The 23,014-nt window shown below is 66.4% G+C and carries 26 protein-coding genes; 20 read left to right on the forward strand and 6 right to left on the reverse strand.

Annotation, left to right across the window (positions count from 1 at the left end; translation table 11 throughout):
- Positions 1–49: 49 nt before the first annotated feature.
- Positions 50–175 carry a hypothetical protein gene (locus WKB88_RS12025; RefSeq protein ID WP_341394798.1) on the forward strand — a complete coding sequence of 42 codons (126 nt, stop codon included), beginning with the start codon at positions 50–52 and terminating at the stop codon, positions 173–175.
- A gap of 114 nt (positions 176–289) precedes the next feature.
- On the opposite strand, the gene WKB88_RS12030 is transcribed toward WKB88_RS12025, so the two are convergent.
- Positions 290–1,033, reverse strand: coding sequence for a glutamine amidotransferase (locus WKB88_RS12030; protein ID WP_341394799.1), 744 nt, complete (start codon positions 1,031–1,033; stop codon positions 290–292).
- Complete coding sequence (locus WKB88_RS12035) at positions 1,030–2,421, reverse strand: MFS transporter (RefSeq protein WP_341394800.1); 1,392 nt, start codon at positions 2,419–2,421, stop codon at positions 1,030–1,032. The genes WKB88_RS12030 and WKB88_RS12035 overlap by 4 nt, the downstream gene beginning before the upstream one ends.
- Positions 2,422–2,540: 119 nt before the next feature.
- Here WKB88_RS12035 and ftsY point away from each other — a divergent pair, with 119 nt between their 5' ends.
- Entirely contained in the window at positions 2,541–3,758 is a 1,218-nt protein-coding gene (gene ftsY, locus WKB88_RS12040; RefSeq protein WP_341394801.1) for a signal recognition particle-docking protein FtsY, read from the forward strand.
- A gap of 150 nt (positions 3,759–3,908) precedes the next feature.
- On the opposite strand, the gene WKB88_RS12045 is transcribed toward ftsY, so the two are convergent.
- Positions 3,909–5,615: a hypothetical protein gene (locus WKB88_RS12045; RefSeq protein WP_341394802.1), complete on the reverse strand. Its 1,707-nt coding sequence runs from the start codon at positions 5,613–5,615 to the stop codon at positions 3,909–3,911.
- A 332-nt stretch (positions 5,616–5,947) separates the two neighbouring features.
- On the opposite strand from WKB88_RS12045, the gene WKB88_RS12050 reads away from it, so the two are divergent.
- Complete coding sequence (locus WKB88_RS12050; protein ID WP_341394803.1) at positions 5,948–7,243, forward strand: ammonium transporter; 1,296 nt, start codon at positions 5,948–5,950, stop codon at positions 7,241–7,243.
- Complete coding sequence (locus tag WKB88_RS12055; RefSeq protein ID WP_104053827.1) at positions 7,240–7,578, forward strand: P-II family nitrogen regulator; 339 nt, start codon at positions 7,240–7,242, stop codon at positions 7,576–7,578. Before WKB88_RS12050 ends, WKB88_RS12055 begins: the two co-directional genes overlap by 4 nt.
- Before the next feature lie 354 nt (positions 7,579–7,932).
- Here WKB88_RS12055 and WKB88_RS12060 read toward each other — a convergent pair whose 3' ends face one another.
- Entirely contained in the window at positions 7,933–9,342 is a 1,410-nt protein-coding gene (locus WKB88_RS12060) for a glucose-6-phosphate dehydrogenase (protein ID WP_341394804.1), read from the reverse strand.
- A 129-nt stretch (positions 9,343–9,471) separates the two neighbouring features.
- Between WKB88_RS12060 and ffh the strand changes: the two genes are divergently transcribed.
- The 14 genes from ffh to WKB88_RS12130 all read left to right on the forward strand — a co-directional run bounded on the left by ffh (position 9,472) and on the right by WKB88_RS12130 (position 19,786).
- A complete protein-coding gene (ffh, locus tag WKB88_RS12065) occupies positions 9,472–11,055 on the forward strand; it encodes a signal recognition particle protein (RefSeq protein WP_341394805.1) in 1,584 nt (527 codons plus the stop codon).
- 110 nt (positions 11,056–11,165) lie between these two features.
- Positions 11,166–11,753, forward strand: a complete 588-nt coding sequence (locus WKB88_RS12070) for an NUDIX hydrolase (RefSeq protein WP_341394806.1) — start codon at positions 11,166–11,168, stop codon at positions 11,751–11,753.
- 9 nt (positions 11,754–11,762) lie between these two features.
- Positions 11,763–12,572 carry an alpha/beta fold hydrolase gene (locus WKB88_RS12075; protein ID WP_341394807.1) on the forward strand — a complete coding sequence of 270 codons (810 nt, stop codon included), beginning with the start codon at positions 11,763–11,765 and terminating at the stop codon, positions 12,570–12,572.
- Positions 12,572–13,102 (forward strand): GNAT family N-acetyltransferase, encoded by a 531-nt coding sequence (locus tag WKB88_RS12080; protein WP_341394808.1) that lies wholly within the window; start codon positions 12,572–12,574, stop codon positions 13,100–13,102. Before WKB88_RS12075 ends, WKB88_RS12080 begins: the two co-directional genes overlap by 1 nt.
- 79 nt (positions 13,103–13,181) lie before the next feature.
- Entirely contained in the window at positions 13,182–14,069 is an 888-nt protein-coding gene (locus WKB88_RS12085) for a VOC family protein (protein ID WP_341394809.1), read from the forward strand.
- A gap of 251 nt (positions 14,070–14,320) precedes the next feature.
- Positions 14,321–14,728 carry a 30S ribosomal protein S16 gene (gene rpsP, locus WKB88_RS12090; protein ID WP_152217816.1) on the forward strand — a complete coding sequence of 136 codons (408 nt, stop codon included), beginning with the start codon at positions 14,321–14,323 and terminating at the stop codon, positions 14,726–14,728.
- A 1-nt stretch (position 14,729) separates the two neighbouring features.
- Entirely contained in the window at positions 14,730–14,972 is a 243-nt protein-coding gene (locus tag WKB88_RS12095; protein ID WP_104053842.1) for an RNA-binding protein, read from the forward strand.
- Between the two features lie 188 nt (positions 14,973–15,160).
- Entirely contained in the window at positions 15,161–15,778 is a 618-nt protein-coding gene (gene rimM / locus WKB88_RS12100) for a ribosome maturation factor RimM (protein WP_341394810.1), read from the forward strand.
- Position 15,779: 1 nt separating this feature from the next.
- Complete coding sequence (trmD, locus tag WKB88_RS12105) at positions 15,780–16,562, forward strand: tRNA (guanosine(37)-N1)-methyltransferase TrmD (protein WP_341394811.1); 783 nt, start codon at positions 15,780–15,782, stop codon at positions 16,560–16,562.
- A 217-nt stretch (positions 16,563–16,779) separates the two neighbouring features.
- Entirely contained in the window at positions 16,780–17,139 is a 360-nt protein-coding gene (gene rplS / locus WKB88_RS12110) for a 50S ribosomal protein L19 (protein WP_341394812.1), read from the forward strand.
- A gap of 50 nt (positions 17,140–17,189) precedes the next feature.
- Positions 17,190–17,867, forward strand: coding sequence for a signal peptidase I (lepB, locus tag WKB88_RS12115; RefSeq protein WP_341394813.1), 678 nt, complete (start codon positions 17,190–17,192; stop codon positions 17,865–17,867).
- A gap of 11 nt (positions 17,868–17,878) precedes the next feature.
- Positions 17,879–18,703 (forward strand): signal peptidase I, encoded by an 825-nt coding sequence (gene lepB, locus WKB88_RS12120; protein WP_341394814.1) that lies wholly within the window; start codon positions 17,879–17,881, stop codon positions 18,701–18,703.
- Positions 18,700–19,455 carry a ribonuclease HII gene (locus tag WKB88_RS12125; protein ID WP_341394815.1) on the forward strand — a complete coding sequence of 252 codons (756 nt, stop codon included), beginning with the start codon at positions 18,700–18,702 and terminating at the stop codon, positions 19,453–19,455. Before lepB (WKB88_RS12120) ends, WKB88_RS12125 begins: the two co-directional genes overlap by 4 nt.
- Before the next feature lie 7 nt (positions 19,456–19,462).
- Positions 19,463–19,786, forward strand: coding sequence for a DUF2469 domain-containing protein (locus tag WKB88_RS12130; RefSeq protein WP_104053848.1), 324 nt, complete (start codon positions 19,463–19,465; stop codon positions 19,784–19,786).
- A 14-nt stretch (positions 19,787–19,800) separates the two neighbouring features.
- Here the strand turns inward: WKB88_RS12130 and WKB88_RS12135 are convergent, their stop codons facing one another.
- Complete coding sequence (locus WKB88_RS12135; protein ID WP_341394816.1) at positions 19,801–20,424, reverse strand: GNAT family N-acetyltransferase; 624 nt, start codon at positions 20,422–20,424, stop codon at positions 19,801–19,803.
- Between the two features lie 57 nt (positions 20,425–20,481).
- Between WKB88_RS12135 and WKB88_RS12140 the strand changes: the two genes are divergently transcribed.
- On the forward strand, positions 20,482–21,123 hold the full coding sequence (locus WKB88_RS12140) for a 2'-5' RNA ligase family protein (protein ID WP_341394817.1): 642 nt from the start codon (positions 20,482–20,484) through the stop codon (positions 21,121–21,123).
- Between the two features lie 124 nt (positions 21,124–21,247).
- On the opposite strand, the gene WKB88_RS12145 is transcribed toward WKB88_RS12140, so the two are convergent.
- Positions 21,248–22,141, reverse strand: a complete 894-nt coding sequence (locus tag WKB88_RS12145; RefSeq protein ID WP_341394818.1) for an LPXTG cell wall anchor domain-containing protein — start codon at positions 22,139–22,141, stop codon at positions 21,248–21,250.
- 305 nt (positions 22,142–22,446) lie between these two features.
- On the opposite strand from WKB88_RS12145, the gene WKB88_RS12150 reads away from it, so the two are divergent.
- Complete coding sequence (locus WKB88_RS12150) at positions 22,447–22,881, forward strand: hypothetical protein (RefSeq protein WP_341394819.1); 435 nt, start codon at positions 22,447–22,449, stop codon at positions 22,879–22,881.
- The last annotated feature ends 133 nt before the right edge of the window (positions 22,882–23,014 follow it).

The following is a 23,014-nucleotide window of genomic DNA, read 5'->3' on the forward strand; positions in this document are numbered from 1 at the left end:
CGAGCCCTTGAAAGTGCGGGCCTCGGACCGTTGAGAGGAAGGCAGGATCATGGCAGATCTGGGCGGTATGGCAGACAAGGCCAAGGACGCGGCAAAGGACAACCCGGAGAAGGTTGACCAGGTCAAGGACAAGGCCAAGGACGCCGTTGACGGCAAGAAAGACGACCAGAAGTAGGAACAGGCAGAACCGAAGCCGGGCCGTCCCGCAGGGGACGGCCCGGCTTTCCGGTGCCCGGGACTACTCGCCGGGGACTATTCAGCCGGGCTTCCCGGCACCGCCCGGCTTGTCCTAGCGGGAGTCCTCGCGTGCATACCGGAGCACAAAGTTGCGCAGGATCAGCGGCGGAACGCTGACGTCCGCTCCGCGCACGGAGTCGCGGACGGCGTCGGCCTCCTCGGGCGGGAAGTACCCGGCGTGCCGGTAAACGGTGATCCGGGTGAGCAGCCCCGGAACGTCCAGTTCGGGATGGAACTGCGTGGCGTAGAGATTCTCCCGGATCCGGAACATCTGCACCGGGCAGGTGGCGGAGCCGGCCAGGTTCACGGCGTTGGGCGGCAGCGCCGAGATGGCCTCGCGGTGGCCCACAAAGGCCGTGAAGGAATCCGGAACTCCCTGCAGGAGGGGATCGAGCCTGCCCTCGCCGGTGAGTTTGATGTCCACCGCGCCGATTGCCTCGCCGAACTGCCGGTCAACAATTCCGCCCTGGTGCCGGCCGAGCGTTCCTACGCCGTAGCAGGCACCCAGGAACGGAAAGTCCCGCTCCACCACCTCATCGAGCAGCTCACCCAATTCGCTTTCCACCCGCAGCTGCAGCTCCGACTTGGTGCTGTCCGGGTCGCTGGCGTTGAACGGGCTGCCGCTGACAAAGATGCCGCTGTACCGGTCCAGATCGATGCGGGGCAGCGGTCCGGCCTCGAGCCGGATCCGGTGCAGCTGCTCGGGCAGCAGGTTGCCGAAGCGCAGGAACGCTTCATATTCTTCGACGGCGGCGTCGTCTTCGGCCCGGGAGGCCAGCAGCAGGAAAGGCTTCATTCTTCGATCGTAGTGCGGGGCGGCCCGGCCTGCGCGTCCGGTGACGGGGCGGATGCGGGCTTGGCCGGCCGCTCGGTTCCCGGCGTTGGGTCGGGCTCGGTTCCCGGCGCTGCGTGCTGGGCGGCTCCCCGCGCTGCCCCGGGGCCTGCGGGCGAATCGGGTGCCGTCTCCGGCGGAACACCCGGAGCCGGTGCGCTGGCTTCGGGTTCCAGTGTTTCCCGGGCGCCGATCCAGGCGAAGCACGCCATGATGACAATGGCTCCGGTGACACCGAAGGCCCAGCTGAAGCCCAGGTAATCCGCCAGCAGTCCGGCCAGGATGGGGCCAACAATGGCGCCGCTGTCGCTGGCCATCTGGAAGGTGGCCAGCACCTTTCCGCCGCTGCGGTCATTGCCCACCACGTCGGCGACGGCGGCCTGCTGCGCCGGGTTCAGCAGGCCGGTGCCCATGCCGGCGATGGCCGAAACCACCAGGAACATCGGCACATTGGTGCTGAAGCCGATGGCGGCGGTGGCCAGGGCGTTCACGGCAAGGCCGGTCAGCACCAGCGGGCGCCGGCCCCAGCTGTCTGCCAGCCGCCCGGAGAAGGTCAGGACGACGGCGGTGCCGGCGGCAAACGCGGTCAGCGAGATGCCGGCGATTTCCGGGCCGGCGGTCAGGGCGGCGGCCGCGAACAGCGGCAGCAGCGAGTTGCGCACGCCGAAGGAGGACCAGCCGTTGGCGAAGCTCGAGGCCAGCGCGGCCCGGTACGCGGAGTCGCCCAGCGCCTCGCGGACCGTCAGCACCGGACGGGGCGCGGGCTTGGTCTCGCCCTCGGCCAGCCGCGCGTCCTTGAGGTGGACGGCGACGACGCCGGCGGCCAGCACCAGCGCTGCCGCATACACCAGGAACGGCACCCGCAGGCCAAAGCCGGCCAGCAGGCCGCCGGCGAGCGGGCCGGCAATGTTGCCCAGCAGGAAGGAGGAGGCATAGGCGCTGGAGACCCGTCCGCGCACGGAGGGTTTGGCGAGCCGGATGATCAGGGCCATGGCCGAAATGGTGAACATGGTGGACCCGATGCCGCCGAGGCCGCGGAAGATCAGCAGCTGCCAGTAGCTGCCGGCAAAGGCGCAGGCCGCGGTGGACACGGCGACGATGAGCAGCCCGGCGATGTAGACCGGGCGCTCGCCGAACTTTTCCAGCAGGGCGCCGCCGGCCGGTGCAAAGACCAGCCGGGTGAAGGCGAAGGCACTGACAATGACGGAGGAAGCGGCAACACCGACGTTGAAGCTTTGGGCGAACTGCGGCAGCACCGGGGCCACGAGGCCGAAGCCCAGGGCGATCACGAAGGCGGCGGCAATGAGGACTTTGATTTCCCGCGGTATCGCGAGACGGGGAGCACGAACCATGATGCCTAGATTCTCTCAGACCGGCGCGGATTCCGGGGATCCCTGTCCCGGCCGCGGCGGACCGGCGGCAGGTGCCTTCCGGGTGCCCGGAAACACACCGGTGTGACATGCTGGAGAGCGTGAATGAGACTCTTTCGATTGTGATCTATGTGGTCCTTGCCCTTGCGGTAGTCGGTTCCGTGGCAGCGCTGCTGGTGCGGACCCGCCGAACCCCCAAGGGGATGTATCCCACCACCCGTGATGCCAATGATCCGGTGACCGGATCGGGCGCGCATGCGGCCGGCACCGATGTCCTGGATGCGCCGCCCGCGGGCACCGCGCCCCCGGCGGACACCGACGTCGTCGTCCCCGATGACCTGCGCGACCTGGAGGAAGCGGCTCCCGCTCCCGAAGCTCCGGCGGTGGAAACCCCGGAGCCGGTGCAGGGCCGGCTGGCCCGTCTGCGCGCACGGCTCGCCAAGTCCAACAACGCGCTGGGCAAGGCGCTGCTGGCGCTGCTGTCCAGCGACAAGATTGACGAGGATGTCTGGGACGAGATCGAGGAAACGCTGCTGCTGGCGGACCTCGGCACCGAACCGACCATGGAACTGGTGGACGCCCTGCGCGAGCGGGTCAAGATTTCCGGCAGCCGGGATCCGCAGGAAGTGCACCAGATGCTCCGCGAGGAGCTGATCAAGCTCGTGGATCCGACCATGGACCGTTCCCTGGCCGTCACCCGGCACGCGGACAAGCCCGCCGTCGTCATGGTGGTGGGCGTGAACGGCGTCGGCAAGACGACCACGGTCGGCAAGCTCGCCCGTGTCCTGGTCGCCGAGGACAAGGACGTCCTGCTGGGCGCCGCTGACACCTTCCGCGCGGCGGCCGCCGAGCAGCTGGCCACCTGGGGACAGCGCGTGGGCGTTCCCACCGTGAAGTCCGACGTCGACGGCGCCGATCCGGCCTCCGTGGCCTTTGAAGCCGTCAAGGCCGGGATCGACGGCGAAGTGGACGTGGTCCTGATCGACACCGCCGGGCGCCTGCAGAACAAGGTTGGCCTGATGGACGAGCTGGGCAAGGTCAAGCGCGTCATCGAAAAGCAGGCCGAGGTGGACGAGGTCCTGCTGGTTTTGGACGCCACCACCGGCCAGAACGGCCTGATGCAGGCGAAGGTCTTCTCCGAGGTCGTGAACATCACCGGCATTGTGCTGACCAAGCTGGACGGAACTGCCAAGGGCGGCATCGTCGTCGCCATCCAGCGCACCCTGGGTGTGCCGGTCAAGCTGATCGGCCTCGGTGAAGGCGCCGATGACCTGGCCGTGTTTGACGCCGAGGGCTTCGTGGACGCACTGCTGGGCTAGGACCCGCGGGGCGCGTGCCCCGGCACCGCCGCAGGAACGACAAAGGGCTCCGCACTTCCGAGGGGAAGTGCGGAGCCCTTTGTCGTGTGCTGCAGGCTGCTTGTGCTGCAGGTTGTGGTCCCGCCCCGTGGAACGTGGGGCAGTGCCCGGCTAGAACGTGAAGTTCAGGACCGTGACCGTTCCGGCAGTCAGCGGGAAGGACTGCGTGCTGGATCCGTACTCGAACCCGGGTAGGGTCAGCCGCTCGGCGGCCGGGGTGCCTTCGGCGGCGGCGCCGTCGATCAGCGTGCCGTCCTGGGCCGCGTAGGACGGGCCGGTCATCTGGGACATCGTGCCGGTCAGGGCCTTGCCCGGCAGCTCGAGGCTGACCTGGGTCTGGGCGTCGGTCTCGGGGTTGTTGTTGTTGACCACCACCACGCTGATGCTGCCGTCTGCGTGGCGCACCGCGTACGGGTAGGCCAGACCGGTGGCGGCGGTGTCCAGCTTCAGGAACTCGCCGGGCTCCAATTCGCCAACCATGGACAGGCCGTAGTAATTGGCCCGTTCGTCCACCACGCCGTTGGGCTGGAGGTATTCGCCGCCGGCGCAGATGGCGGACATGGGCGGGCCGCCCTTGCAGGTCAGCAGCGAGCTGTGGAAGCTGACCCGGGTCACCCCGAGCTGGGCCGCGCTCAGCGCGTAGTCGGCGCTCCAGAGCGCCGAGGCATGGGTCTTGGTGGTCTCGTTGGAGCCGGGGCAGGCGGAGACGCCGGTTTCCGGAATCCAGGTTTCGATGCCGGCCGCGACGGCCGGTTCCAGTGCCGCGCCGCGGAAATTGTTGGCATGGTCGTGGATGTGCCGGGTGACCAGCGCGCCCATGACGGGCTCTCCGAGCGGATCGGTGCCTTCGCAGGAGGAGAGCGGGTAGTGGTGGAAGGACAGGATCTTCTTCTGCGGCAGTTCCACTTCGGCAAACGGGCCCCACCAGGACTGCTCGTAGGTGCCCGGGCCCACGATCGGCACTGTGGGTGCGACGGCGTGCATGGCCGTCGCATAGGCCTGCAGTTCCGTCAGGTAGTCCTGAACGCCGTAGCCGGAGGGCCGCAGGCCGGTCTTGGCGAATCCGTTGGGTTCGTTGCCCACGGTGATGCCGACCAGGCGCTCGCCGAAGGTTGCTGCGGCGAACTTGGTCATGTCCGCGGCACGGGCCGGGTCGTAGTTGCCCAGATCCACGGTGAGGGCGATCTGCCCGTCCACGGCTTCCAGCAGCGTGTTGACCCGTTCCAGGTCCGCCGGGGTCACGGCGCGCACGGGGTGTGCCTTGTCGCCGGAGAGATTGCCGGGAATGGCTTCGCCGGCGGAGGTCCAGAAGAACCGGCGGTCCACGGCATTTCCGCCGAAGCGCAGCATCGGCCGGCCCAGCCCGGAGATCGACTGGACCATTTCCGCGTTGTCGCCGCTCAATGACGGGTCCGCCAGGTCCGTGGCTTCCAGGGAGAGCCCGATCAGCCCGGCGGGCAGGGACGTGCCCGTGGTTTCCGGAATCACGCTGATGCTCAGCGGCTCCACGGGGTTCAGCGGTGAACCGGCCGGAGGGCCCGCCTGCTCGTAGTAGTTCACGGCGGGAGCCGGCGGCAGCGTGGGCTCCGGCTTCGGCGTCATCGTGAAGGGGGTGCCGGTGGGGGAGGGAGCTGCCGCAGGTGCAGCCTCATCGTCCAGGACCATGGGGGCGACGACGGCGCCTGCCGCCAGCACTATCGCCAGTGCCGCACCGGAGATAATCCACGGCTTCTTCCTGTTCCTGCCTGGTCGCTGATTGTTGCCGTCTTCGGCGGCCAGGGAATCTGGACCGCCGGAGAAGGGAGACTGCTCGGGCATAAAGGTTGTACCTCCGGTAGTGAGACTTAGGGACCATCCTAGCCGCGGGCGGACGGTGGACCGTCCGGAGCCGGGGCTGCCTCCGGTCCTGTTTTCTGCCCCTCCGCCGGCCTCTGCCGCGTCCCGTGGAGACCGCTCGAAGGTCGGTATCCGACCAGGCGAGATGCCTGCTCATGCCCGGCGAAATGCTGCGGAAACATCGCCGACGCGGAGTTTTTACATCAGCGGGCGGTTTGTAATGTTCCGGCAATCATCCCGGGCGGAGCCCGAAATCTTGCCCCGGCACAGTTCATGGTGCGGGAAGGGCCCGCAGCAGGTGAAGGGACGTGAAGATGGATCTGTCAGCAGGTCACGTCTGGGTGATGGTTTCGGCGGCACTGGTGCTGCTCATGACGCCCGGAGTGGCATTCTTTTACGGCGGGATGACCCGCGCCAAGGCCGCACTGAACATGATGATGATGAGTTTCGTGTCCATCGGGCTGGTCGGAGTCGTCTGGGTTTTGTGGGGCTTCTCCATGACGGGCGGCGACGGTGTGGGCGGTCTGTTCGGCAATCCCTTCACCTCCTTCGGGCTTGAGTCCCTGATCGGCACCGAGGACCTCATCAGCGCCGGCTACGGCGCCACCTTCGCCATCATCACGGTGGCACTGATCAGCGGCGCCATTGCGGACCGGGCCAAGTTCAGTGCCTGGGCCGTTTTCGTGCCGGTCTGGGTCACCCTGGTTTACTGCCCGGTGGCCTTCATGGTCTGGGGCGGCGGCCTGCTGGGCGAAGAGGGAGCTATCGGTTCAGTGGTGGGCGAGGCCATCGACTTCGCCGGCGGCACCGTGGTGCACATCAATGCAGGCGTCGCGGCGCTCGTCCTGGCCCTGATCATCGGCAAGCGCAAGGGCTTCGGCAAGGATCCGAGCCAGCGCCCCCACAACATTCCCTTCGTGATGCTCGGTGCCACGCTGCTCTGGTTCGGCTGGTTCGGTTTCAACGGCGGCGCCGCCGGCTCTGCCGAGGAAGCCGGACTGATCTGGATCAACACCATGGCGGCCCCGGCTGCGGCAATGGTCGGCTGGCTGCTGACCGAACGTTTCCGGGACGGACGCCCGACGTCGCTGGGTGCCGCTTCGGGCATCGTCGCCGGACTGGTGGCCATCACCCCGGCCTGCGCCAGCGTCAGCCCGCTCGGCGCCGTCGGCCTGGGCCTGGTGGCAGGAATCCTGTCAGCGCTCGCCGTCGGCCTGAAATACAAGCTGGGTTACGACGACTCCCTGGACGTGGTGGGCGTGCACCTGGTCGCCGGCATTGCCGGCACCCTGGCCCTGGGCTTCATTGCCCTCCCGGTTGAGGGCGAGGGCGGCGGCCTGTTCTACGGCGGCGGCTTTGCGCAGCTGGGCGCGCAGGTGGTGGCCGCCGTCGTCGCCATCATCTTCTCCGCAGTCCTGACACTGATCATTGGCCTGGCCATCCACAAGACCATTGGCTTCCGGGTGTCCGAGGATTCCGAAGTCAACGGCGTGGACCTGAGCGAACACGCCGAAACTGCCTACGAATTCGGCGGGCTGGGCGTGGGCGGATCCTTCCGGCCCTTCCCGGACTCCGCGCGCACCTCTACCAAGGAAACGGTGAACTCATGAAGCTGGTAACCGCCATTGTCCGCCCGGAAAAGCTCGACGCCGTCCGCGGGTCCCTGGAAAGCTACGGGGTGCAGGGCCTGACCGTGAGCCAGGCCAACGGCTACGGACGCCAGCGCGGACACACCGAGGTTTACCGCGGAGCCGAATACACCGTGGACCTGCTGCCGAAGATCCGCATCGAGGTCCTGGTGGCCAACGAATGGCTCAACGACATCGTGGATGTGCTGGTTTCCACCGCCAACACCGGGCGGGCCGGGGACGGCAAGGTCTGGGTGGTCAACGTGGAGGAAGCGCTGCGGGTCCGCACCGGGGAGCGGGGAGACTCCGCGCTCTAGGTCTCTGACCTCCGGGCCGGTCGGCGGTCTCTGGGCCCTTGGACCGGTCCTTGGCACACAGCAAAACAGGAAGACCGAGTAGGACAGGAAGACCCCTTGGAACTGCGGCTCGCCGCCGCAGCTCCGGGGGTCTTCCTGTGTTCACGCCGGGGTGGAGTCGCGTCCTCAGGGCTGCTTTCCTGCCGTCGCCCCGCGGATGTGCTGCGAGGGATGGCTATGCCGCCGCGTCAGCCTGCTCCGTGCACGCGTTCCCACTCTTTGGGGCGGTTGTAGCCTCTTGTGGTCCATCCCGCCCTGCAAGGCTACAGAGGGTGGGAACCTGTGCAGCTCGGTGCAACCGAAAGACGTACTCCGTTACAGCTCCGCGCGGCTGCTCTCCCACTCCGGAGGGCCCATGGTTCCGGCGGGATACGTTTTCAGCGGCACCTCGCCGTCGGCCCAGGCTTTGAGCACCGGATCGACGATCCGCCAGCATTCCTCCGCAATATCAGCACGCACGGAGGCCAGCGGGTCACCGGAGAGGATCCCGGCCAGGACCTCGCCGTACGGGGTCAGTGCGGACTTGTGCATGGGAGCGCTGAGCCCGGTCCGCTCCAGGGTGAAGACGTTCTCCGGTCCGTTCACATTCAGTTCCAGTTCCAGCCTGGCCGGAGCAAAAGAGATCCGGAGCCGGGATGCGTCCCCTGCCGTCCCGGTGAATCCGTTGGGCAGGTGGCTCACCGGTTTGAAGGTGATGACGGCCTCCTGCCGGTTTTTGCCCAGTGCCTTGCCCGAACGCAGGATGAACGGCACCCCGGCCCAGCGGTCGTTTTCGATCCGGATTTCGACTTCGGCCAGCGTTTCCGTTTCCCGGTCCGGGTCCACTCCGGGGGAGTCGGCGTACGCCTGGACCCCTTCGCCGTTGATCTCCCCGGCAGTCCAGCGGGCGCGGCGGGTGCTGTGCTGATAGTCCTGCGGCACCGAGGAGGCACGCAGTGTGGCCGCGATCAAATCCCGCACGTCCCGCTCACCCAGGGTTGCGGGGGCGCCCATCGCGATGACGGCCATGGTGTGCAGCAGGTGGCTCTGGATCATGTCCCGCAGGGCGCCGGCGCCGTCGTAGTACTTCGCCCGGTCCTCGAGTCCAAGTTCCTCGTCAAAGAGGATCTCCACGCGCTCAATGTGCAGGTTGTTCCACACCGGCTCCAGGATCCGATTGGTGAACCGCAGCCCGAGGACGTTCATCACGGTGGCCATGCCCAGGAAATGGTCCACCCGGTACACGTGGCTCTCGGGGACCAGCTCCGCCAGCAGCCGGTTCAACTCCCGCGCCGAGGCCTCGTCGCTGGCAAAGGGCTTTTCGAGCACCAGCCGGGTCTCCTCGGGCAGGTCCCCGGGCTTCAATGCCGCCACCGTGGACTGCGTAACCTCCGGCGGCAGCGCGAAGTACACGGCCAGCGGCGCGTCCAGGCTTTGGATGTCCCGGACCAGCCGCTCCGGATCCTTCAGGTCCACCTGCAGGTAGCTGCCGTTCCGGACAGCGGCATCGAGCGCTTCCCGGCCGTCGTCGTCGGCCTCGCTGCGCGCAGCGGCGAAGGACTCCTTCAGCAGGTCCTGCCAGGTTTCATCGGTCCAGTCCCTGGAACCGGAGCCGACGACGCGCAGGTCATCGGGCGCCCGGCCGCTGCCGATCAGCTGGCCCAGTCCGGGCAGCAGCAGACGCTGCGCAAGGTCTCCGGTGCCGCCGAGAATCATCAGGGTGCGAAGAGGTGAAGTTTCAGTCATGTCTCCAGCCTGCCACCGGCGGCGCTGAACCGCTAAGAGTTTTGCGGCAAATACTCAACCTGCCTTGGTACCCTTAACAGCTGGGCCTGCCAAACATGGCGAAGATCTGACGAAAGAAGTGCGCGGCACGTGTTCAATTCACTGTCTGACCGGTTGACTACAACCTTCAAGAACCTTCGCGGTAAGGGCAAACTGACCGAAGCCGACGTCGACGCCACAGTCCGCGAGATCCGCCGCGCCCTGCTCGACGCCGACGTCGCGGTGCCCGTGGTCCGTGCCTTCACCGCCTCCGTCAAGGAGCGCGCCCTCGGTCTCGAGGTTTCCCAGGCCCTGAACCCGGGTCAGCAGGTCGTCAAGATCGTGAACGAGGAACTCGTCGGGATCCTCGGCGGGGAGACCCGCCGGCTGCGCCTGGCGAAGAACCCGCCCACGGTCATCATGCTCGCGGGCCTGCAGGGTGCCGGTAAGACCACCCTCGCCGGCAAGCTCTCCAAGCACCTCAAGAGCCAGGGCCACAGCCCCCTGCTTGTCGCGGCCGACCTTCAGCGCCCGAACGCCGTCAAGCAGCTGCAGGTCAACGGCGAACGCGCCGGCGTGCCGGTTTATGCACCGCACCCGGGTGTCTCCTCCGAGTTCGAGTCCGCCACCGGCGATCCGGTCGCCGTCGCCCGCCAGGGCATCGAGGAAGCGCGCACCAAGCTGTACGACGTCGTCATCGTTGACACCGCCGGCCGCCTGGGTGTGGACGCCGAACTGATGCAGCAGGCCGCGGACATCCGCGCCGCCATCAACCCTGACGAAGTCCTCTTCGTCATTGACGCCATGATCGGCCAGGATGCCGTCAACACGGCGCAGGCGTTCAACGAAGGCGTCAACTTCACCGGCGTGGTCCTGACCAAGCTCGACGGCGACGCCCGCGGCGGTGCCGCCCTGTCCGTCGCGTCTGTGACCGGCAAGCCCATCATGTTCGCCTCCACCGGTGAAGGCCTCACCGACTTCGAGGTTTTCCACCCGGACCGCATGGCCAGCCGCATCCTGGACCTCGGCGATGTCCTGACGCTGATCGAGCAGGCCGAGCAGAACTGGGACAAGGACGAAGCGTCCCGGATGGCGAAGAAGTTCGCCGACCAGGAAGACTTCACCCTGGATGACTTCCTGATGCAGATGCAGCAGCTGCGCAAGATGGGCTCCATGAAGAAGATGCTCATGATGATGCCCGGCGCCGCCGGCATGCGTGAGCAGCTGGAGAACTTTGACGAGCGTGAAATTGACCGCGTCGAGGCCATTGTCCGGTCCATGACCCCGCACGAGCGGGTCGCGCCGAAGATCATCAACGGTTCCCGCCGCGCCCGCATCGCCCGCGGTTCCGGCGTGCACGTGTCCGAGGTCAACGGCCTGCTGGAGCGTTTTGTGCAGGCCCAGAAGATGATGAAGAAGATGGCTGCCGGCGGCGGCATGCCGGGGATGCCGGGAATGGCCGGACCCGGCGGGTTCAGCGGTTCGCGCAAGAAGCAGCAGGCGTCCAAGGGCAAGAAGAAAGCCCGTTCCGGAAACCCGGCCAAGGCAGCCCAGGAGCTGGCCGAAGCCGAGGCCCGGCGCGCGGGAGCCCGCAAGGCGCTTCCCACGGGCAGCGCCTTCGGAGCCCAGGACACGGACTTCGACCCGTCGTCCCTGAACCTCCCCAAGGGCTTCGAGAAGTTCCTGGGCAAGTAACGGATTACGCTGGACACCGCCGGACCACCCGTCCGGCGGTGTCTGTTTAAAAGCGGATTCAGCCGGATCCGGCCGGTCCACCGGCGAGGCAATCCAGGGAAGAGGCCAGTGTGGCAGCACAGGGACTGAGCGGGTTCTACGGATCCGTGTTCAAGCGCAGCACCACTGCCGCCGCCCTGATCCGCAGCATCGACGGCCGCGTGCTGCTGCTGCGCTCCGGCGCCGGCAGCTGGGAGCTTCCCGGCGGCGTCGTCCTGGGCGGAGAGGATCCGCGCTCCGCGGCCCGGCGCATCATTGCCTCGACGCTGGGACTGGAGCTCGGCGTCGGCCGCGTTCTGGTGCTGGACTACATCCAGGCGGGAGCGCAGTCCGGGGCACGTCCCGGCGCGGCGCGGCCCGGCAGCCAGGGCGACTCCATCGCGTTTGTGTACGACGGCGGGGCGCTGGCCACCTCGGTCGCCGGGTTCACTGCCGCCGGCGGTGAACGGGAAGCCCGCTTTGTATCGGTGCCGGACTGCGCCGAGGTACTGGGCGGCGCGTCAGCCCGCAGGATTGCCGGCGCGCTGGAGGCGTTGGACCTTGGCACGGTGACCGAACTGGTGGACGGCAGGAGCACTGCCGGGGAACCGGCTGTACCGCCGTCGTCCCGTCGGATGATGCCGCCGGTGGCCGGCTTCTCCGAAATTCTTGGACGTTAGGAGTCCCGCATGCCTTCTGAACGAGTGGTGTTTGTGCACGGCGCCGGCAGCTTCGGCGCGGCGGCCTGGCCGCGGCAGCACGGACTGGCGCTGAACTACGACTGCCTGTTTATCAAGCGGCACGGATTCGACGCCGTCGAGGAGCCGCAGGCGCCGGATCTGGAGGCTGACATCGCCATAATCCGGGAGGCCCTGGGCGAGGGTGGCCATCTGGTGGCGCATTCCGCAGGCGCCATTCCGGCGATGCTGGCCGCGCTGCGGGATCCGGGCCGGGTGTATTCGCTGATCCTGTGCGAGCCGGCGGTGTTCTCGCTGACCCGTGACCTCCCGGCCACCGCTGCCCACCGGGAACTGCTGCAGCCGCTCTTTGACGCCGCGCCGGATATGAGCGACGAAGATTTTGAGCGCGAGTTTGTCCGCCGTGTCTTTGCCGTCGAGGCCGCCGCAGCGGGCCGTGCCGCCCGGCCGGGCCATACCGCTCCGGCCGACGAAGCCGCCAGGCGGTCGGCTGCCCGGCTGCGCCTGCAGACTCCGCCCTGGGAAGCGCCGCTCGACATTGTTCCCGGCGTGCCCACTCTTGTGCTCACCGGCGGATGGGAGCCGCTGTACGAGGAAGTTGCGGATTTCCTGGTGTCCACCGGGGCCGAGCACCGGCAGGTCGGCGGAAACCACCGCCCGCAGGATACCGGCGCGGGCCGGAAGGCCATCCGCGAGTTCCTGGCCGCTGCGCGGCGGACGGATGCTGGCGAAGGTCGGATGGACGCGGGGGACCGCCGGATGGACGCGGGAGAAGGTCGGACGGAAGCGGGGGACCGCTGATGCGCCGCGTGGTCCCTGTCATTCGGGAAGCTGCAGCGGAGGATCTGCTCCTGCTGCCTGCACTGGAGGCGGCCTCCGATACCCTGCTGGCCGGGATGCCCGGCGTCGGGGATTCCGGAGTCGATTCGCTGCCTCTGCCGCCTCCGGCCTCCGCAGCCGAACTGGGTTCCGCCCTGCACCTTCTGGTGGCGGGAACTCCGCCGGTGGGGTTTGCCAGGCTCGAAGAAGTGGACGGGCAGGCACATCTGGAGCAGCTCTCCGTGCACCCCGACGCGGCAGGCGCCGGAGTGGGCCGGGCCCTGGTGGAAGCAGCTCTGGCATGGGCGCGGACGCAGGGATATACCTCCATGACGCTGTGCACCTTTGCCGGGGTGCCGTTCAACGCTCCGTTCTACCGGAGCTGCGGTTTTACCGAAGTGCTCAGTCCCCGCGGTGAGTTGGGCGAACTGCGCGAGCACGAAAAGCAGCTCGGCTTGGACGCGCTGGGGGAGCGGGTTGCCATGCGCGTCGAACTCTCTCCGTCGAACTGACACGGCCGGCTGACTCTCCCCAGGACCAGCAGCCCGCCCACGGCTTGGCTTTACATGAAGCTTCAACTAAACTCATTACATGAACCTTCAACTAAACACCTCCGATCTGCTGCCCTCCGAACTCGCCATGGGGACCGTGATGCTCAAGGTCGGTGACCTGACGAATATCTCGGCCTACTATCGCGGGGCGCTTGGGTTGGAGGTCGTCGCCGAGGCCGACGGCGGTCAGTACCTGGGCAGCGGAAACGTCCCCGTGGTTCATTTGGCCCCGGCGCCCGGACTCCAGGTGGCGTCCCGGGGTGAGGCAGGCCTCTTCCACACGGCCATCCTCTTTGACTCCCAGGCTGATTTGGCCGCCACCGTTGCCTCTGCCGCCCAGTACGACCCGTCAGCCTTTGTGGGTTCAGCCGACCACCTGGTCAGCGAGGCGTTCTACTTCACGGACCCCGAGGGCAACGGAATCGAGCTCTACTACGACAAGCCCCGGGAACTCTGGAACTGGGATGAGACGTCGACGGGCCGGGAAGTCCGGATGGCTTCGCTCGCACTGTCGCCGCAGGCCTACTTGCGCGAACACCTCACCGAGGAAGCGCTGAGCGGACTGCGCACGGCCGGGGCCGGCGTCGGGCACGTCCATCTCCAGGTGGGGGACACGGACACCGCCGCAGCCTTCTATGTGGACACGCTCGGCTTTGAACGGACCGCCGGCTTCCACGGCCAGGCCCTGTTTGTTTCCGCCGGCGGCTACCACCACCACATGGCCATGAACGTCTGGAACAGCCGGGGTGCCGGCCCCCGCCGCGACACACTGGGGCTGGGCGAGGTGCTGATCACCGTTCCCGCGGCCGACGACGTCGCCGGGCTGGCCGACCGGCTGAAGGTCGCCGGCATCTCCAGTCACCACACCGGTGCCGAGCTCCGCTTCGAGGACCCCTGGCGCAACCGCCTGCGTGTCGCCGTCGGCTAACGGCAGTACGTATTCGGGGCCGTTGGCGCCGGGGCAACCCGGTCAAAACGTTCCCCGTCCGCCTGTGCCGCGCCGGAGCCGGCCCAAGTCGCCAAACATGGACTCATCTGGCACAATGGTCAGGTACTCGATCTGCGTGGACCCTCTCTCCGCGCATGCATCTTGTCCTTTTTGAACCCCAACGTTATGGCCCGCCCCACGGGAGCAGAAGTACGGGTTCGCCCCTTTTCAGATCAGGAGTGACCACAAAAGTGGCCGTAAAGATTCGCCTTAAGCGCCTCGGCAAGAAGTTCTCAGCACACTACCGCGTTGTTGTCATGGATTCCCGTGCCAAGCGCGATGGCCGTGCCATCGAGGAAATCGGACTGTACCGTCCGACCGAGAACCCGTCGTACATCGACATCAAGTCGGACCGTGCCCAGTACTGGCTCGGCGTCGGCGCCCAGCCCACCGAGCAGGTCGCAGTTCTGCTGAAGATCACCGGTGACTGGCAGAAGTTCAAGAACATCGAGGGCCAGGAAGGCACCCTTCAGGTCAAGGCCCCGAAGGAAGCTTTCGTAGCTCCCGAAAAGAAGTCCGTGATCGTTCCCGAAGCCATCACCCCGAAGGCCAAGAAGGACGAGGCTCCCGAGGCTTCCGCAGAGGCTGAGGCTGAGTAACTTGCTGGCCGAAGCGCTGGAGCATCTCGTCCGCGGAATCGTTGACAGTCCTGAGGACGTCAAGGTTTCCGCCAAGAGCAACCGCCGCGGGGAAACCCTCGAGGTGCGAGTTCATCAGGATGATCTGGGCCGGGTCATCGGGCGCCAGGGACGGACCGCACGCGCACTGCGCACTGTGATCGCAGCCCTGGCAAACGGCGAACCGGTTCGCGTTGATGTAGTGGATACCGACCGCCGCCGCTGAACATCCGCGGCACGGCCGGACTGCATCGGCAGTTCACAGCACTTTTCACAGCAGTACCAGTTGAACGCAGTTCACGGCATCCGGCCCCTGCACCAGATAATGGTGGAGGGGCCGGATGTGTTTCCGGGCCCTAACCGGCCCACCCCCGGCTGCAGCACCCCGCCGCACCACAACAAGGAGAACTCCCCATGCAGTTACAGGTGGCACGAATCGGCAAGCCGCACGGCATCCGCGGCGAAGTGACCGTCCAAGTCATGACCGACGCCCCCGAAGACCGCTTTGTCCCCGGAACGGAACTCACCGTCGAGCCCGCGTCCAAGGGTCCGCTCACGGTCATCAGCGCACGGTGGAACAAGGACATCCTGCTGCTCGGGTTCGAAGAGGTTGCGGACCGCAACGGCGCCGAGGAACTGCGCGGCGCCGTGCTCTCCATCGACACCGAGGAACTCGATGACGAGGACGACGACGAGGGCTGGTACGAGCACGAGCTGGTGGGCCTGGCGGCCAAGGTGGGCGACGACGTCGTCGGCACCGTCAGCGGGCTGCGCACACTGACCGTCCAGGACCTTCTCGTGGTGGACGACACCCAGGGACGCGAAGTTCTGGTTCCGTTCGTGGAAGCCATCGTTCCCGAGGTCAACGTCGAGGGCGGGTACGTCCTGATCACCCCGCCGCCGGGACTCTTTGAACTGAACCTGCCCGAGGACAAGCCCGAGAAGCAGGACAAGCCGGCCAAGCAGAAGCCTGCCGACAAGCCGCAGAACGCAGCAGACAACGCCAATGCCCAGGACGGGGCCGGCAGCTAAAGTGCGCATCGATGTAGTCAGCATTTTCCCGGAGTACCTGGCCGCGCTGGACCTGTCGCTGATCGGCAAGGCCCGGCAGGACGGCCTGCTGGACCTCAACGTCCACGACCTGCGCGACTTCACAACGGACCGGCACCGCACCGTCGACGACACCCCCTACGGGGGCGGAGCCGGCATGGTCATGAAGGCCGAGCCGTGGGCGCAGGCGCTGACTTCGGTTGCCGGTGCGGAGGAAACGGCGCGCCCCGTGCTGATTGTTCCCTCGCCGGCCGGCGCGGTGTTTACCCAGGCCATGGCCTACGAACTCGCCGAGGAAAAGCACCTGGTATTCGCCTGCGGACGGTACGAAGGCATCGACGAACGTGTTCTCGAGTGGGCCGGGGATCGCTTCGACGTCCGCCCGGTCAGCCTCGGCGACTACGTGCTCAACGGGGGAGAGGTGGCGGTCCTGGCCATGGTGGAGGCCATCGGCCGCCTGGTGCCCGGCGTCGTCGGCAATCCAGAATCCCTGGTGGAGGAATCGCACTCGGACGGTCTGCTGGAATACCCCGTCTACACCAAGCCCTCGTCCTGGCGGGACCGGGATGTGCCGGAGATCCTGCTCAGCGGCAACCACGGCAAGATTGCGCAGTGGCGGCGCACCCAGCAGCTCAAGCGCACCGCCGCACGCCGTCCGGACCTGCTGGCAAAGCTCGACGCCGCGCAGCTGACCAAAGCCGACAGGGCCGCCCTTGATGCGCTGGGTTACGACGTGACAGAGGGCCGGGTCCTTCCCCGCGGGTAATTGGTGGCGTTTGTCCGGGTATGGCAGAATAGATAACTGTGTCATCTGGGTCCGCACCTGCCACAGGGGGAGCGCGGCCAACAGACTGCACGCCGGCAGCCAATCCTCGGCTCGGCCGGTCTCTAGCTTCGGCGGCATCTGTGCAGTGTCAGAACTGCATCCTTGCCTGCCGTTACCAAAGTGGGTGACCTGTGGCGTCCACCAGGAGTGATACACAATGCACATCCTAGATTCTGTTGATGCAGCTTCGCTGCGTTCAGACATCCCCGAGTTCCGCGCCGGTGACACGGTCAAGGTTCACGTAAACATCATCGAAGGCAAGAACACCCGTGTTCAGGTCTTCCAGGGCTTCGTCATGAAGCGCCAGGGCGACGGCCTGCGCGAGACCTTCACGGTCCGCAAGGTCAGCTTCGGTGTCGGCGTGGAGCGTACCTTCCCGGTACACTCCCCGGTCATCGACAAGATCGAACTGGTCTCCAAGGGCGATGTCCGCCGCGCCAAGCTGTACTACATGCGCGATCTGCGCGGCAAGGCAGCCAAGATCAAGGAAAAGCGCGACGCACGTCCCGTCAAGTAAATTTCTTGATCCACGCATCATCCGCTTCGGGAGAGTCTCCGGACTCTCCCGTGAAGCACACGAAACGCCGGTCCAGGTTTGTGGGCTGGCGTTTCGTGTTATGCGCCCTGGCCGCCGCCGTCGTGCTGGCGGCCCTTGTCCGTGCGTTCGTCGTCGACGTCTACTACATTCCCTCCGAGTCGATGCAGCCGCTGCTGGAACCGGGGGACCGGGTGGCGGTCTCGCGCACCGACTACCGCTCCGGCGACATTCAGCGCGGCGACGTCGTGGTCTTCGACGGCAGGGGCTCCCTGGCGCCCCTGCACAACGGTGATCCGGCGCCGCTGACCGCGCTGAAGTCCGTTGCCCGCTGGGTGGGCCTGGCGGGAAGCGACACCGTCTATGTGAAAAGGGTCATTGGCATTCCCGGAGACCGCGTCAGCTGCTGCACCGACGAGGAGCCGAGGGTAACCGTTAATGGAACTCCGGTGGACGAGTCATACGTTTACCCGGGAGACGCTCCGAGCGAGCAGAACTTCGACGTCATTGTCCCCGAGGGCCGGCTGTGGCTGATGGGGGACCACCGGTCCGAATCGGCCGATTCGCGCTCCCTGCTGGGCGCGCCCGGCGGCGGACTCATTTCGAAGGAGCGCGTTATTGGCAGGGCCACGGCCATCTTATGGCCGCTGGAGCGTAGTTCGGATATTGAGCGGCTAGAGTTAGGAGCCGAGTGGAACACGGCGAAGTAAGAGGAAAGCACATGGCTCAGAACGTCCCGGACGAGCCCGCCCAGAGCGCCGGATCCGGTATCCACGGAGCGCATTCAGCGCGTCCGCGTGCGGCTGCCCCCGGCAAGGGGAACGGCACCGGCAAGAAGCACAGTGAGAAAAACCGCGGCTTCGGCGGCTGGCTGCGCGAAGTGGCCACCATCGTCGTGATCGCGCTGCTGCTCTCCTTCCTCATCAAAACGTTCCTTTTCCGGGCGTTCTACATCCCCTCGGGTTCCATGGAGGAAACCCTGGAGATCAACGACCGCATTTTCGTGAACCTCCTGGTCCCGGAGCCCTTCGACCTGAACCGCGGCGACGTGGTGGTGTTCAAGGACACCAAGGAATGGCTTCCGGAACTTCCCGCGGCCACCGAGGGCCCGGGTACCTGGATCCGCGACGCGCTCATCTTTGTGGGTCTGGTTCCAGATACCTCCGAGCAGCACCTCGTCAAGCGCGTCATCGGCACCGAGGGTGACCGGGTGGTCTGCTGCGACGCCGACGGCAGGATTACGGTCAACGGCGAAGCGCTGAACGAGCCGTACATCTATCCCGGGGCATCGCCGTCGGACATTCCCTTTGACGTCGTGGTACCCGAAGGCAAGGTCTGGGTCATGGGCGACCACCGCAACGCTTCCGCGGACTCCCGTGAACACCTGCAGGATCCCAGCGGCGGCTTTGTCGACGTTGAGGACATCGAAGGCAAGGCCGCAGTGACCGCCTGGCCGCTGAACCGCGCCGGCTTTGTGGGCAGCTACCCGGAAGTGTTCGAAAACGTTCCCGATCCCTCGTCCTCCGAGCCGGCCGAATCCAAATGACAGCAGCACCCGCCCGCCCGCGTCCCAAGACCGGAACCGGCAGCAAGGCACCGACGCTGCGCTTTGAGCGGTCCTTCGCCGCTGCCGGGCACAAGGTCCTCGCCGGGTGCGACGAGGTGGGCCGCGGCGCGCTGGCCGGGCCGGTCAGCGTCGGCCTGGTGGCCGTGGACCTGGCAACGGTCCGTTCCCTCAAAGGCGTGCGCGACAGCAAACTGCTCTCCGTCAGCGACCGGGAAACCCTGGTCCCGCTGATCAAGAAATGGTCCCTGGGCTGGGGTGTGGGTCATGCCAGTGCGGCTGAAATCGACCTGCACGGAATCATGGCGGCGCTGCGGCTGGCCGGTACCCGCGCCTGGGAGCAGGTGTGCGCGGACCTGACCCCCGACGTCGTACTCCTGGACGGGAACTACAACTGGCTCTCTCCCGCTCCGCAGGCCAGTCTTTTTGACCTGCCGAACGACGACGACGGCGGGTGCCTGGCGCCCGTGCACACCAAGATCAAGGCCGACATGCAGTGCCTGAGCGTGGCTGCCGCCAGCGTACTTGCGAAAGTGGAGCGGGACGCGCTGATGGTGGACTACGCTGTGACACATCCTCAGTACGGCTGGGAAGTGAACAAGGGATACGCTACGGCGTCCCACCGGTCAGCGATTGACGAGCACGGGCCCACGCCCCTGCATCGGATGTCCTGGCAGCTGGGAACGCGTCCGGAACCGTATGCCGGGGACCAAGAGAGCGTCGTTGGGGGATGATGGATTTATGAGTGCGGAAGACCTTGAGAACTATGAAACGGACATGGAGCTCCAGCTCTACCGGGAATACCGCGACGTGGTGGGGCTCTTCAGCTACGTAGTCGAAACGGAGCGCCGGTTCTATCTGGCGAACCACGTGGACCTGCAGGCGCGGTCCGCGGACGGAGAGATTTACTTTGACCTCACCCTGCAGGATGCCTGGGTGTGGGACGTTTACAGATCCGCCCGGTTCGTGAAGAGCGTCCGCGTGATCACGTTCAAGGACGTGAACGTGGAGGAACTGACCCGCAACGACGACCTCACGATTCCGAAGGCCGACGAACTGGGCTGACCCCGGGATCCTGGCTAATCCCCGGGAACCGTGCTGGCCCCGGGGCGATCCTGAGCGACCCCGGGGAGCCGGGCGGCGACGTCGGCCCATTGTGCCCACCTTCCCGCGGGCACCCGCGGGTCGCCGGCGGCGAGGCTGGAGATCCAGCCCTCGACCATTTCGCCCCGGTGGGCCAGCAAATGGGGGACGGCTATCGGCGGCGGAAAACCGCTGCGCCACACCGTCTTGTAGCTCCCGGTGTTTCCGGCGTTGGCGCTCCACGTCACCACGTCCCAGCCCAGATCATCAAAGGCGTGGGCTACGGCCAGCGCGACGGCCCGGGACATCAAACCCCGGCCCCGGAAGGCCGGTGCCGTCACGAAGCCCAGGTTTCCCGAATTGGCCCCCTGGAAGCGCAGGTCGAGCGAACCGGCATAGGCGCCGTCGCACTCCAGCGCCCAGGAGACGGCGTCCTCCTGTTCCCTGGAGATGGCTGCCACATACTCTGCGGCCATCGACTCCGTGTACTCCAGCGGAATGGTGGTCCACTCGCGGGTCAGCGGATCGATGGAGCGCGCATACACCGGCCCGACGTCGGAGGCACGGTGCGGACGCAGCGTGAGCGTGGCGTCGGACAGAATCGGGATCGGGAACGGCATGGATCCACCCTAGCCGGAAGGGGTGCCCGCCAGATGCGAATCTCCTAGACTGCTCCAATGGCACTCCCTGATTCTCCGCTGGCCGGATATCTGTCCGGGAACCGGCGCCTGTATGCCCAGCTTCGACCGGATTCCGAGTCGCTGGCGCACCTGATCGAACTGCAGCAGGAGCTGGCCGGGCTGCCGGAAATCAACGACGGCGGCCAGCCGCGGTGGGTTCCCGAACGCCAGATGCACCTCACCCTGATCCACTTCGGCAAGGTCCGCGATGTCTACTCACTGGTTTCGGTGGCCACCGATATTACCCGGGACCGCTACGAAGAGCTGCTCGCCGCCTACGTGGCGGAAACCGAGGCCGCGATGCCGCGGCAGCCGGTTGTGCTCGAGCCCGCCGTCCTGTCCAGATTCGGACGGCACGGGCGGACCCTGGTGCTTGAGTATTTCCCCTCCGCTGTGCTGATGCAGTCCCACGCCGCCGCCGTTGCCGCACTGGAGACATTCCTGCGCGGCTGCGGGATCGAGGACGTGGAAGCCTTCACCGCGGCTGACCCCAACTTCATGTTTGCGTCCCGGCTTCGTCCGCACATCACTCTGAGCCGCGGTTTCGCGGGGACGCTGCCGGCTCCGGCACACGCTTCCAGCCCCGAGGTGTTTCATCTGGAGAGTGTGCGGCTCGAATCAATGCCGGTGGTCTACTAGGGCCTTTGCCCGTCCGTGCACGGATACGGCCCCTGGATTCCACGTGCGTGGAGTCCAGGGGCCGCTCATTTCGTCCGGTTCCCCTTGCTAGAAGGTGCGGAGCCGGCGAGGGTGTTGGTGCTTGTTAGGCATCGGATGCGTCACTGCGGCGGCGGTTGCGCACCAGAGCTGCAGTTCCCAGGCCTGCGGCCAGGAGTCCGGCTCCGGCCAGTGCTGCCATGCCCGGATTAGCTCCGGTGTCCGGCAGTTGCCCCGGTGTGACCGGGGTGGACGGTGTGGACGGTGCCGGCTTAGCTGGCGGTGTCGGCTTAGGGACGACTACGGCAGGCGGTGTCTGGCTCGGGCTCGGGTCCGGGTTGGGCTTGGATTCAGGCGTCGGCTCGGGCTCCGGCGTCGGGCTGGGGCTGGGGTCCGGGGTGGGCTCGGGGTCCGGTGTGGGGCTGGGTTCCGGGTCCGGTGTGGGGCTTGGGCTCGGGTCCGGTGTCGGCTTCGGGTCCGGCGTGGGGCTGGGGCTTGGATCCGGTGTGGGCTTGGGCTCCGGCGTCGGGCTCGGTTCGGGCTCCGGGTCGCAATCGGGCACCGGTCCGTATGTCTCGAGGTCGTCGTGCCTGTTGTCAGTCAGCGTGGCACCTTCGCCAAAACCGTCCGGGTATTCGATGGTTTTGGGCCAGGTGAAGCCGGCGGTGATGTCAATATCCAGTTTGTCCTGCTGAATGGCCCATCCCGGACCGCAGATGTCAGCCGGCAGCAGGCTCATAATCTCTTCGGCTTCAAACCACTGTGTCGTACGTTCCTTGACGTTGAGCAAATCCTGAAGACCGGAGTTCTCCCACGCGGCAGGCTTGGACTCGTCTTTTTTCTTGTACAGATAAGCCCCCACGTCCTGCCGGACGGTTGGGGAAGTTTCGGGCGCGGTGCTGCCGGTGGCGATAGCCGGCTGGACGACGGCTAATGAGAAGCCGCCCACGGCCAGAGCGGCCGCAGCAGCAGTCGCTGTTACTTTCATGACGTTCTTCATAATTCCTTCGGTGCGCGATAAATGTTCAGGGTCGTCATGTGGGGGTCAGCCCATCCTGTCCGAGGACCCTCAGGTCGCACGCAAGATGGCGTCAAGATCCCGGCAAGATATGATCTGGCTCATATTCGCTCTCACCTGGGGTTTGGGCCGCCGCCGCTACGCCGCACGAAACGTCAGCGGATACCTGCTCGCAGCAGGTATGGAGGGACTGGATGGGGGAGGTATGGAACAACAGGGGTCGGACGGGGGACCGGATGAGTAAAAGCCGAAACAACAAGGGGTTTCTCCCTCCACACACGGAGGATGTGGACAGCCGGGAACCGGTGGTGCCGCCTCAGACGGAGACGACAGCTGTTGCAGGGGTACCCAACCAAACACCGGGCCGCAAGCCTCTGGCGCCGTTGGTCTTCTCGGTCTCCTGGGTGCGCCTGACAGGCCTGACACTCGGGGCCATGGTCTTCGTCGGCCTGGGACTCTACATATGTTTCGCCGGCCCTGACCTCGGAGCAAAAATTATCGGACTGGTGTGCGTTCTTTTCTTCGGAGGCGGGTTCGCCGTACTGCTCTGGAAGAAACTGCGGGACCCCATTGTCCTCAGCTTGTTGCAGTGGAGCCGTGGCATGTCCGGGGGCTGGGATGTGACCTTTTCTCCACACTTGTTCAGGGGCCGTGCTGAGGACGCGGTACGGAAGATCGAGGGCTACTATCTTTCCGCGCTGATCGCCCGTTCCGGCCGGTAGGGAGTTACCTGCACCATGGAGGTCCTTTGCCGGGTCAAGGGACTTTTGGGCCATCTATCGTGCAGATCAGGGGCCTTCCGGGGATCTAGCGTACAGATCAGGGGGCCAAGAAGACGTTTAAAGGGGGCGTGGT

The organism is Arthrobacter sp. G119Y2 (assembly GCF_038069765.1).
Lineage (GTDB): Bacteria > Actinomycetota > Actinomycetes > Actinomycetales > Micrococcaceae > Arthrobacter_B.